The sequence below is a fragment of the Rossellomorea sp. NPDC077527 genome (genome assembly GCF_044542955.1).
GTDB classification, from domain to species: Bacteria; Bacillota; Bacilli; order Bacillales; family Bacillaceae_B; genus Rossellomorea; species Rossellomorea aquimaris_E.
Genome location: NZ_JBITVL010000001.1, coordinates 912,279 through 924,287, shown reverse-complemented (window position 1 = coordinate 924,287; position 12,009 = coordinate 912,279). Strand labels below are relative to the sequence as shown.

At 45.0% G+C, this 12,009-nt stretch carries 11 protein-coding genes; 2 read left to right on the top strand and 9 right to left on the bottom strand.

From position 1 onward, the window contains the following. Positions 1 to 55: 55 nt before the first annotated feature. Together ACIGG7_RS04710 and ACIGG7_RS04705 are read left to right on the top strand one after the other, a co-directional pair. Positions 56 to 1,306, top strand: coding sequence for a helix-turn-helix domain-containing protein (locus ACIGG7_RS04710; RefSeq protein WP_397549019.1), 1,251 nt, complete (start codon positions 56 to 58; stop codon positions 1,304 to 1,306). 95 nt (positions 1,307 to 1,401) lie between these two features. Beyond that, on the top strand, positions 1,402 to 1,587 hold the full coding sequence (locus ACIGG7_RS04705; RefSeq protein WP_219167074.1) for a hypothetical protein: 186 nt from the start codon (positions 1,402 to 1,404) through the stop codon (positions 1,585 to 1,587). Between the two features lie 58 nt (positions 1,588 to 1,645). Here ACIGG7_RS04705 and ACIGG7_RS04700 read toward each other — a convergent pair whose 3' ends face one another. The 9 genes from ACIGG7_RS04700 to ACIGG7_RS04660 form a co-directional block, all read right to left on the bottom strand. After that, positions 1,646 to 2,341 carry a DUF3600 domain-containing protein gene (locus tag ACIGG7_RS04700; RefSeq protein WP_224943204.1) on the bottom strand — a complete coding sequence of 232 codons (696 nt, stop codon included), beginning with the start codon at positions 2,339 to 2,341 and terminating at the stop codon, positions 1,646 to 1,648. Continuing rightward, on the bottom strand, positions 2,338 to 2,913 hold the full coding sequence (locus tag ACIGG7_RS04695) for a sigma-70 family RNA polymerase sigma factor (protein WP_397549018.1): 576 nt from the start codon (positions 2,911 to 2,913) through the stop codon (positions 2,338 to 2,340). The genes ACIGG7_RS04700 and ACIGG7_RS04695 overlap by 4 nt, the downstream gene beginning before the upstream one ends. A 135-nt stretch (positions 2,914 to 3,048) precedes the next feature. Beyond that, positions 3,049 to 4,002, bottom strand: a complete 954-nt coding sequence (locus tag ACIGG7_RS04690; RefSeq protein WP_397549017.1) for a PDR/VanB family oxidoreductase — start codon at positions 4,000 to 4,002, stop codon at positions 3,049 to 3,051. Then, on the bottom strand, positions 3,999 to 4,481 hold the full coding sequence (locus ACIGG7_RS04685) for a hypothetical protein (RefSeq protein WP_224943195.1): 483 nt from the start codon (positions 4,479 to 4,481) through the stop codon (positions 3,999 to 4,001). The genes ACIGG7_RS04690 and ACIGG7_RS04685 overlap by 4 nt, the downstream gene beginning before the upstream one ends. Beyond that, positions 4,478 to 5,416, bottom strand: coding sequence for a heme-dependent oxidative N-demethylase family protein (locus ACIGG7_RS04680; RefSeq protein WP_224943192.1), 939 nt, complete (start codon positions 5,414 to 5,416; stop codon positions 4,478 to 4,480). The genes ACIGG7_RS04685 and ACIGG7_RS04680 overlap by 4 nt, the downstream gene beginning before the upstream one ends. Positions 5,417 to 5,474: 58 nt before the next feature. Beyond that, positions 5,475 to 7,346, bottom strand: coding sequence for a squalene--hopene cyclase (shc, locus tag ACIGG7_RS04675; protein WP_397549016.1), 1,872 nt, complete (start codon positions 7,344 to 7,346; stop codon positions 5,475 to 5,477). A 106-nt stretch (positions 7,347 to 7,452) separates the two neighbouring features. Then, positions 7,453 to 8,169, bottom strand: a complete 717-nt coding sequence (locus tag ACIGG7_RS04670; protein ID WP_397549015.1) for a DUF2161 domain-containing phosphodiesterase — start codon at positions 8,167 to 8,169, stop codon at positions 7,453 to 7,455. 253 nt (positions 8,170 to 8,422) lie between these two features. Beyond that, positions 8,423 to 9,865, bottom strand: a complete 1,443-nt coding sequence (gene nagE, locus ACIGG7_RS04665) for an N-acetylglucosamine-specific PTS transporter subunit IIBC (protein ID WP_224943186.1) — start codon at positions 9,863 to 9,865, stop codon at positions 8,423 to 8,425. A gap of 650 nt (positions 9,866 to 10,515) precedes the next feature. Further along, complete coding sequence (locus ACIGG7_RS04660) at positions 10,516 to 12,003, bottom strand: glutamate synthase subunit beta (RefSeq protein WP_397549014.1); 1,488 nt, start codon at positions 12,001 to 12,003, stop codon at positions 10,516 to 10,518. Positions 12,004 to 12,009 lie beyond the last annotated feature (6 nt).

Sequence of the window (12,009 nt, the reverse complement as noted above, 5' to 3'; positions counted from 1 at the left end):
ACGGAGAATATTTTTCCTATAATGGATAATAAACTATTTTACTTCGAGGTGTACTATGATTGAAGGTAAATTAATTAAATTCCATCGTGAAGATGCAGGATTGACTCAAGATCAGTTGGCACGGGGAATCTGTTCGACCACGCATCTAAGTAAAATTGAAAGAGGGATCACAGAGTATTCCAGTGAAATCACAGACTTACTTGCTGACAGGCTCGGAGTCGATATGGATGCTGAACGTTCCCGCTATCAATCTCTTCAGATTACATTAGCAGAATGGAACGATGCGATCATTATGATACGTATCCGTGAAATCCATCATCTAAAAGCAGAAATTGAAAAAGAACCCTTGCGATTTCTATCCGATTTTTTTGTACAATACCATTTATTATTAGCAAGGTATTATTTGCTTATGGAAAACCCGCAGAAAGCAAAAGACCTCCTGGACATGCTAGAGAATAAAAAGGACACACTTTCCCCATACGAGCTCAACTTATTACTGCATGTGAAAGGAATCTATCACTATTCAACGAGGGAATTCCACTCCTGCATCCAAGCCTTGAAAGGGATCGATGATGAATATCCGAACGCTGAATATTATTACCATCTGGCAACAGCCTATCATTCCGTTCATTCAAACACTTTCGCCTATTATTATGGTCAAAGGGCACTGCAATACTTTCAAAAAACATTAAATATCCTCAGGGTCATTGATTCTGAAATCCTTATACTCATCCAACTGAATGCCAAAGAACCGTTCGACATGGAGCAAACCAAGCAACAATACGATAAACTTCTCAGAGTCTGTGAATCTGTCAATTCGAAAGAAAGGGCCCACAAGATCCACAATAATCTGGGGTTTGAGTATTTCCGAAGAAAACGATATTCAGAATCAAAGGGATCGTACGAAAAAGCTTTGGCCCTGACGACAGAGAAAACGCCCGCTTCCTCTTATTTAGTCACACTGAGCGGGTATATCCTTTCCTGTATGAAAGGAAACCTGCTTCCTAAAGAAGAGCTTGATCACTTGGTAAAAAGAGGAATGAAGATGTCCAGGGCGCATCAGGATCCCACGCATGTATTCTTCGAGATCTACCTATTGACCCTGAAAGAAGATGAGAACAAGCTTTATACATATATCGAACAAACCGCCCTTCCCCATTTTAAACATACAGGTAATCAGTTGATGAATCAGCATTATGAAAGAATGCTATTTTTGCATTATGTCAAAACCGGGCAAACAGAAAAAGGGTTCCAGCTGGCATCCGAGAAGATGTCCAATGAAATCAGCTATTATGAATTGGAATGACCAAGGCTCACTCCTTTTTCACATCTGCTAACAAATATTGGGTTCAACTTCCCGTTCCCTCCTACATATAATAGCCCGAGAGGAGGCATAACAGAATGGATCGATTTATTCTTTTGTTAGTAGCAGGAATTCTTTCCGGTTTCGCATTGTTAAAGGTTCCATTGGCCGGTACATTTTTAGCAAGTGTATCCCCGGTAACGGACATCATCGGTATTTTAGCTATTCTCATATTCTCACTTTTCTTAATCTATAAAGGGATTATGGCGATACTCGGTAAGTGAATGAAAAAGACCCGGGTCTGTTCCGGGTCTTTTTCTTTGTATTAGATATTGTTTACATTCATTGTGCTTTCAAATTTACCTGCTTTTCATTTACATATTCCAGGTAAGAACTAATATCCAGAAATGTACGTTGGAATTCTGGGAGGATATCTTCCACTTTGACACCGCTTGATGGATCGACGCCACTTTGGGAAACGATGGTTTCGTACAGCATAAGGGCATCAATATAACGATTATATTCTTCGCCCGATAACACATCCTTACTTGACACCTGATTGTTCAACTCATCAAAATACGGTTGGATTTGAAAAAAGGTTTCCCGCATTTCCAAAGCCTTCTCAGGAGGTAACGTTGTGTAGTCGATGTTTCCATATGAATCAGCGTAGGTCAATTTAGCCTGGGTGATCTTTTTCAACAATTCCTTGAATTCATCGTACTCTTCCTTATCCAGTTCTCCTTTTGCCTGGGAAAACTTCGCATCGAGAAGGAAATACCCTTTCATTGTTGCGGTGGAAATATGTCTCTTCAGATTGTCAAAGGAACCGTAGAGACTGTCGGCGGCATAAGACTGGTAAGCGATGGTCGTGGTCGGAACAAAGAACATGAGCAGGAGTATCACTGTAATCAGTCTTTTTTTCCATCTTTTATGTTTCTCGGGCAGCGTATTCATGATGGCCATCCTTAATCGTGGAGGCGGACTGATTCTTTGCCCTTTAACCTGTAGATTTTCCCTGATTTGATCTTCCAAATTCATGATAAATCCCCCACCCTTCTCATCAAGATCTTCTGCTTTTCCCCGCTCATCCGCAACTTTTTCAAAGCAGCATGAATACGGGATTTGACGGTTCCGATGGGAATGTGCAGGATTGCTGCTACTTCCTCTTGAGAATACTCATTTACATAGCGGAGGATGATCACTTGCTTTAACTTAAAGGGAAGTTCTTCAATCGTCTGATAAAGAAAATCATTTTCTATGCCCGTGATGATCTCAGCCACTTTCTCCTTATTCCGCTCATTCTCTGCGACTTTTCTTGAGAGGCGTTCATATACCCAGTTCTTCCTTCTGAAGGACTTCACCTGATTGACCGCGATTCCTATGAGCCATGGTGTAAACGGCTGGTCACCGTTAAACTTCCTTAGTGAACGATAAACACCCATATAGATTTCTTGAACCAGATCATCCACTCCGTCTTTATTCGATAATAGAAAATAGACATTCTTATAAACATCCCCGATGGTTGCATCATACAATTTTCCAAAGGCTTCTTTATTGCCCGCTTTTACCTGATTCACCAGGCTCTTTAAGTCTTCCTCTTTGTCATTCAAAGACGATCCCCCCTTGCATGTATACTATATATTGGTGAGTTTTTCCTTTTTCGTTCGATTTTTTGTTGAAATAAGAAAAAACACGCAAGGGCGTGTTCATGAGCGGCAGACATCTCATGTTATGGCAATGACACATTACAGTTCTATCCGTAATCTCTTTGTCTTTGCCCTGGAGACACATGTTAAGATCGAGCGGTGTTCATTTCTTTCTTCTTCACTCAAGAAAGAATCACCATGTTCGACTTCTCCCTCCAATACGTTAATCTCACAAGTTCCACATCGACCGACCCGGCATGAATAAGGTGCTTTGATTCCTGCATTGTGAAGGGCTTCTAATAGGGTCATATCCTGTGTCACCTGAATGGTGGGACCACTCTCCAACTCTACCAAAAAGTCATGACGGACGATTGACTGTGGAGGGGTGAACCGTTCATAGTGAATGCTTGAGCGGGGATATCCTATTTTAGTGGCGCTTGCAATGAATTCATCCATAAAAGAAGATGGCCCGCAAAAATACACATGAGTCCCGATTCTATGTTCCAACAGACTCTCATCATTTAGTCTCTTTTCGTTTGAAAAATAAAAGTGGGTCTCTTCAGGATACTTGTTTTTTAAATGAGAATAGAATGAACAATCTTTCTCTGACTTTGCTGCATAGTGGAGTTCAAAGGAGCGCTCTTCCCCTTTAAGTTCTGCCATCATGGATAGGAATGGAGTGATCCCGATTCCCGCAGCATAAAATACATGATGCTTCGCTTTAAAGCTCAATGGAAAATGATTCTGTGGATGACTGATGCGGAGGGTGTCTCCTACTTTCATTCTCTCATGCCAAAAACGGGATCCGCCCTTGGATTGTTTATGTAAACGGATGGCTATGTGATAAGTATCCGATTGTTGGGGAGAATTCGTGAGGGAATAGGACCTGATAATCGTCTCGTTTTCCCCCTCTACATACGTAGTGATATGGGAACCCCCACTAAAATAAGGAAGAGGCTCATTCCCTACAGGAGCAAGTGAAAAGCGTTTGACATGCGCAGTTTCCTGATGAATCCATTGGACGATGACGGGTATGGTTTTATCTTGATTCAACTGAGGTCACTTCCTGTCGTTGCTGCATAACCGAGATAGGATTCGTGTAAGGAAGAGTAGTGATCGGAAATGGATAACACCAAATGGCATTGTAAACAGGTTGTGCATGAGTGGATCAGCCCGCTATTCACTTTCATTTTCTGATGACATTTAAAACAGTACACATTGATGAACCTTTCTCCGTGACCGATATACTGTGCTTCCTCTTCTGAAAATCCGCACTCTTCTGCGATTTTTTTGACATCTGTAAGCCTGTTCCATTCCATTGCTATGTAAAGATAACTCCCCATTTTCTGATTCTCCATCCATCGAGCGATATCCGTTTCTTGCTTTCCATTCACCATGAACGATTCAAAAGGCAGATGATCCTTACGTACTTTTTCGATAACAGAGGAGAGTCGCTCCATTCCTTCTTGATCACCGCAGAATAAATACTTTCGTTTGGATGGTACAAACGAAGGCTGCAATGTTCCCTTCAATTCCTCACCCTCTTTTCTCTCAAGTAATCCATGACCTCTTCTTTAAATAGGATGATGCCTTTATAATCGGCAATCCGGTCAGGAAGCTCCTGTAGAATATGATAAAACTGATCCGTCCAAGCCTGATTTTCCGTAAATTCTTCAAGTGAGAGAAGATGGGTGTGAATCGTAAAGAGCAGCCCATTTGAACCAGGCAAACGAAACAGCTTCTGTACCTCTACCCGCAGGTGAACATATTCTCCAACGTTTTCTTTTGAGACATTTCTTCGTCCTTTTCCCCACTCATCGAATGTTTCCAGAGAAGTATCCAGGCGATTTCCCGCCATTAACGACCAATTCCTCCTTACCCACGGATCTCCCGCTTCCATTCTCATTAAAAACGTTAATATCCGCTGATCCAAACCCTCATCTTTAAAACCTGGGATCGGTCCGTGTATCTCCTTGAAATTCATTCCGGTATTAAACACCAGGGACCAGTTGGCTGGAAAACAAAGCTGCCCCGCATCCAGAAATAAATCCCCGTCCCGCTGCATCATGAAGATCAGGTCCTCTTGAACATGACGGCCGATGAAATCAAGTGGCTCCATGGACAAAGTGGAGTCATCCCCCGGTATAAAGGATGTTTGCTCATCCAGGATATGGTTATGGAACGTCCATTTCCCTCCATTTTTTTCAAGAGAAAACTTCTGAGGATATTGCCGGATGAGATGCCCGATCACAAGCTCCGCTATTTCCCATTGAGCTTTCAAGGTATGCGGCAGAGACTGAAAGCACCGGTCGGGATGGTGAGTCAACAATTTCCGTTTAAGCTTGATTTCTTCCAGATAAGAAGAAGTTACTTCCACACTCCCCGCCTCTTCCAATGGAATCGAATTATTTGAATACCGATACACATCCCCCTTAAAGGGATAAGGGAACGAAGCCTCTTTCACCATGCCACCACCTTTTATTAGAATATTCTTACTTTTATTCTACCTCTAGGAGGGACGGACCTCAACCGTATTTCTCTTTGTACCGGCTGAGGGTGATGAGCGGCCAGATCCATTGATAGCTGTGGTAATGAATGTAGAAGTTTCCTGGAAGGCCGACTCCCGTTGGGTATGTTCTGTTTATGCCTCCTGCTGTACCATTCAATAATTCGAGAAGCGCCGTGACACCAAGATCAATCGCAGGTGTCGGTTTATCTTCAATACAGATAAGCGACTCCAATGCCCATGCGGTTTGTGAGGGAGTACTGAAGGAAAGGGGTACAAATGTCTTTTTCTGATCACTGTAACAGGATTCTCCCCAACCTCCGTCTTTTTGTTGAATGCTTTCCAACCAAGTCTTTGCTCTCTGAATCTGTTTATGGGACGAGGGCACTCCCACCGCCTTCATTCCCGTGATCGCGGCCCATGTTCCATAGATGTAGCACACACCCCAGCGACCGTACCAGGATCCGTCTTCCTTTTGCATTAATTTCAACCACTCAACACCCTTTTTCACCTGCGGATGGTCCCCTGTCAATCCTGCCCTGCTCCCAAGAAATTCAAGTGTCCGCCCCGTTAAATCAGGAGTGGAAGGATCGATGGCCGCAGCTTCAGCACCATCCAACGGAAAAGACGTGAGAATCTGTTTGGTCTTGTTTTTTTCAAAAGCCGGCCACCCTCCGTCCCGGTTCTGCATACCGATCACCCATTCAATCCCACGATCCCACGATGGACGGATGAGCGGATTTTCTGCAGCGGAGTAAGTGATAGACCTGAGAGCGGCTGTCGTATCATCCACATCAGGGTGGATACTGTTACTCTCTGAAAACCCCCATCCTCCGGGATTCACCCCACTCTCTATTGCCCAATCCCCGTATTTAAAGTGTTGCTCCTTGAGAAGATAACCCACCGATTTTTTTATGGAACCTTCTCCTGCATCCACTCCTGCTTCCTGCAAGGCATAACTGATCAGGGCTGTATCCCAAACGATGGAAGGAGAATTTTGAATATGAATCCCCTTGTTTGTTTCACAGGCCATCTCTTTCAATCCCTGCATAGCCTTTACGATAATGGGATCATTCTTCTTATATCCCAGTGACAGCAGTGCAAAAATCATATAGAAGGTCGTGCTGAAGTAACTGAGATAGGTTCCGTCCTTTTCAATCCGTTGCAGCATGTAAGACAGGGCAAACTGACGGGCTTGTTGATGGAGTTGGGATGGAATGCTTGCCAACCCCTGTATACCTTCACTGATTTTTGAAAATAACCTCAGCTCACGGTCGTTGAAACTGACGATTTCAGAGGAACGGGAAAGATCCCGGATGTTCGGTATGTTGCTTGTTTTCAAAATGAAACGTTCATTTTTCAGCAGCAAGAGCGGAGCCAGGTGGACGCGTGCATAACTGCTTAGATCCCAGAAATTCAGTGGGAATGTTTTCGGAAGCAACAGAAATTCAATCGGAATCGGTAGGAGATGCTTCCAGTCAAATTGGCCAAAAATGGCCAGCATGAATTTCGTGATAGAATGAGCCTTATGAAATCCACCCTTTTTCTTGATAAACTGTTCGGCTCTCAGCAGTCTCTTATCTTCCTTTTCAACCAACCCACTGAACCTCAAAGCAAAATATGCGTCAATGGTGGACGACAGATTGCCTTCCCTCTCATCTTCAAAGAGTTTCCACGTCCCTTCCCTTGTCTGACATTTCCAAAGGCGGTCAACCAGTCGCCTTGTTAGTTCATCCTCATCCGCCTCAAGTGAGCGTATAAGAATGATCATATACGCATCGGTCATCACACTATTTTCAAAACAAAAGGACCAGCTGCCTTGTTCACTTTGCCGCTGCTTAAGGTCATGTATTAAACGACGGATCGTACTTTCTATATTTTTTTTCATCATTCGTCCTCCCGGGTACCTTCATTAATCTTATGTATATGAATAGAACGCGGGTACTAGTAGTGGGAAGCAAATAAGAGCCTGCCCCGGTTTCCCGTGAGGCAGGCTCTTATTGATTTTCTTCTATTTTCTGTGAGTAATAGCTTACAAGTTCAGGATATTCCTGAAGCTCTTTTCTACCCGTGTCCGTGAGTTGATACACACCCCTTTTCACCCTCTCGAACCACTTATAATAATTCTTCTGGAGGATGGATGGCGTTTTGTCACCCGTACCACGCTTTGCCAAGTTCTTTGGAGACATGGGTCCGTAAGCTTCGAGGCAGCAGGCGATGTGAATGCAGCTCTCCTTATAAGCGGTCATGATCTTCGTTTTATTACTCCCGCCCACATTGTAATCCGCACTACGTCCTTCGATTTCTTTCACCAGGGCCACACGCTTCTTCTTGCTATTCCTCATAGTCTTCTTCCGATCAAAGGGTTCCGGATGAATGACAAAATCAAGCTTCGGAGTCTTTGTCGTAAATGAAACCGTGATCAGACCAAGCTCCAGCCTCCTGACCAAATGGCGTACATCATTCCACCGCTTAGATCGGGTTCGCTTCGGCTTCGGAATCGCAATGTACACAAGATCCGTCAAACGCTGACGCTTCGTTGCCTGGATCAGAAGCTCGACATTCAAGGAAAGCTTCAGCTCGACGATCAACAGCTCCCCTTCTTTCATTGCCGTCAGATCACAGTCGTTCACTTCACCGTTCACCTGATATCCCTGTTTATGAAAATGCTTCTGGATCGGTTGATAAAGATCCGATTCTTTCAGTTTCGTCATGGGTAAAAACCTTTCCGTGGTAATTTCTATAAGATAAGTATAGACCATTAGAAACGTTTTTGCAGTGTAGAAGAGAAAGAGAACCCACTCCTTTTTGGGGAGAGTGGGTGGAATTTGTTTATCTGCCGTTTTGGGGGATTTATGTGCCATTTGAGAAATATATCTGCCATTTGGAGTATATATCTGCCAAAATCACGATATATCTGCCATTCGACAAAAAACAACAATCCCCCTTGCCTCAGGAAGAAAAATCTTACCCCCGGATCCTCTCGATTTCATCCGCCACAAATTGCACCGATGTCCCGACAATCACTTGAATGCTATTTTCACCAACCACATGAATGCCCGGAACGCCGGTCGCTCTGATTCGCTCCTGATCCACTCCCCCCATGTCCTTCACTTCCACTCTCAATCTGGTAATACAGTTTTCAACAGACGTTACATTTTCGTCTCCGCCAAGTCCAGCGTAGATTTCCGCTGCCATGACGGCAAACTTATCTTCCCCTGTGAGGATAGGTGACGCCTGCCCCTCTTCGCCGTCCTCTTCACGCCCCGGTGTCATCAGATTGAACTTCGCAATCATAAAACGGAATAAGAAATAATAAAGGAAAGCAAATACCACACCTTGAATCAAAAGCATATACGGAAGATTTGCCAGCGGAAGCCTTGAGCTCAGGACAAAATCGACGAACCCGGCACTGAAGCCGAAACCTGCCGTCCAGTGGAAGAAGGAAGCGATCGCAAGGGATAACCCTGTCAGCACGGCATGTGCTACATATAAGAGTGGCGCAACGAACATGAAAGCAAATTCAATTGGCTCCGTTACTCCGGTGAAGAACGAAGCAAATCCTGCTGCAAGCATGAGCGAGGCGACCTGTTTTTTCTTAGCCGGTTTCGCTGCATGATAAATGGCAAGACCTGCTGCCGGAAGACCAAACATCATTACCGGGAAAAATCCCGCTTGATACATCCCCGTCACACCTTTTTCCCCAGTGCCGGACCAGAAGTTCCCGATATCATTGATTCCGGCCACATCGAACCAGAACACGGAATTCAGTGCATGATGCAAGCCAGTAGGAATTAATAACCGATTAAAGAAACCGTATAATCCGGCCCCTGTAAACCCGAGACCGCTGATTTCCTTCCCGAACGAAACAAGCGCCGTGTAAATCACCGGCCACACAAACAGCATCACGCCTGAAACAACCAGCATAGCGACGGCCGACATGATCGGTACCAATCGTTTCCCGCTGAAAAAGGCAAGTGCATCCGGAAGCTTCACAGAACTGAAGCGATTGTACATACTGGCTGCGACGATCCCAGAGAGAATCCCGACAAATTGATTTCCGATCTTGGCAAACGCCGGATTCACCGCCTCTTTATCAATCCCTTGCAACAAAGCAACGGAATCCGTCGATAGCAATGTGGTAATAACAAGATAAGCGACCAATCCGCTCAGTGCAGCCGAACCATCCTTCGCTTTCGCCATCCCGAGTGCGACCCCTACTGCGAACAGAATCGCCATATTGTCAATAATCGATGCCCCTGCCTTAATCAGGAAAGCGGCAATTGGACTATCGGCTCCCCATCCAGACGGGTCGATCCAATACCCGATCCCCATCAGAATCGCCGCTGCCGGTAACACGGCTACAGGCAGCATCAACGAACGACCAATACGCTGCAAGTATTTCATCATTTTGTTCTCCCCCTATCAGTCTGTTTTGAAAATGCTTTGTCTCTTTATAGCGGACAAAACCCCTTCTATAAAAAATATTCCGGCATGTACTTGTTTAGAAGTGGGTGTCGGTGTGTATGCAGGACTTTTAGTGGAATTATAGGTGAAGAGGGACGGACCTTAGATGGGGATTTGGGTTAGTGAAGGTTTGTTCAATTTCAATAAAATGGAAAATGGCGCAATTATTATGTAGAACGACGCAATTAATGATGAAAATGACGCAAAAAACTTAATAATGACGCAATCACGGGCCAAAATGACGCAATTATCTCCAATACCTCAATAGAAAGCTTCTTCAGGACCATCTAATGAGACCTATTTATATTTCTAAGCGCAAGTTCAGAGCGATCAAAGGAATGCGTCACCACATTCCACATAGAAAATAGCTGACTCCCTCACTTTTTAACCAATTTCCGACCCACACCCTCCCAAAAAAAGACCCTCCGACTATCATTCACTACTTCCACCGATAAGATATCCTTTGCCTCGTGGAGGTCCATCCCTCATACAACAGAAATCTCATCAGGCTTCATGCCCCACAAAGGTCCGTCCCTCAAACAACAAAAAACCCCATCAGGCATCCAGCCTGACGGAGGTCCGTCCCTCTACTATTAAGGTAGTTCTGTTGTGCCCATGAGGTAGCGGTCGCATTCGCGGGCTGCTTCACGGCCTTCGTTGATGGCCCAGACGATGAGGCTTTGGCCACGGCGCATGTCTCCTGCAGCGAAGACACCGTCGACGCTCGTCATGTAGTTTCCGTACTCTGCTTTCACTGTGGAGTTGCTGTTTGTTTCGACTTCAAGTTCCTTGATCAGGTCTTGTTCGGGACCGCTGAACCCGATGGCGAGAAGGACAAGATCCGCTGGCCAGACTTTTTCGGTTCCAGGGATTTCATCACGAATTTTATTGCCATCTTCGTCATATCGAAGTTTCACGTTAACCGTATGCACTTCTTTAATGTGTCCATTTTCATCACCGACGAATTTCTTGGTCATGACAGCGTACGCACGCGGATCGTCTCCAAGTACTTCAGCCGCTTCTTTTTGTCCGTACTCCACTCGGTGAATGACCGGATATTGCGGCCAAGGGTTGCCGACTTCATCACGAATGGCACCCTTTTTATCATAAATATCGAATTGCGTCAGGCTTTTACAATTATGCCTTACGGAAGTGGCCAGGCAGTCAGTGCCCGTGTCCCCACCACCGATGACGATGACATTTTTTCCTTCAGCAGAAATATAATTACCGTCCTGCAAATTGGAATCTAATAAGCTCTTTGTATTGGAATGCAGGAATTCCATGGCGTAATGCACGCCCTTCAAATCACGACCATCCACTTGGATATCGCGATGGACGGCTGCTCCGCCGCACAGAATGACGGCATCGAAGTTTTCACGGAGGTTTTCAACTGTATAGTCTTTTCCTACCTCTGTATTCGTCACGAATTCAATGCCTTCTTCTTCTAAAATATCGACACGTCGCTTTACGACTGAGTATGGAAGCTTCATTTCAGGAATACCATACGTCAATAGTCCGCCTACTCGATCATTCTTCTCAAAAACAGTGACAAGGTGACCGGCTTTATTCAGCTGTGCCGCAGACGCCAATCCTGCCGGCCCTGATCCCACGACGGCCACACGTTTGCCCGTACGGTGCTCCGGAGGCTCAGGAATGACCCAGCCTTCTTCAAAGCCCTTTTCGATAATCGAGCGTTCCACGGTTCTGATCGCTACAGGCGGCTCATTGATACCGAGGACACAAGCCCCTTCACACGGTGCCGGACAGGCAAAGCCGGTGAATTCGGGAAAGTTATTCATCTGATGCTCTCGCTTTAATGCCTCTTTCCATTGTCCTTGATAGACCAGGTCGTTCCACTCCGGTATCAAGTGATAAACGGGACAACCAGTAGTCGATCCGTTGATTTCCATTCCGGACTGACAGGTGGGAACGCCGCAATCCATGCAGCGCGCACCTTGTTTCTTGACCTCTTCTTCCGAAAGAGGCGACGTATAATCGTTCCAATCCTTCGTCCTTTCAGCCGGATGCCGTTCATCCAATGTTCGTCGTTTATATTCCATGAATCCAGTTGCTTTTCCCATTATATC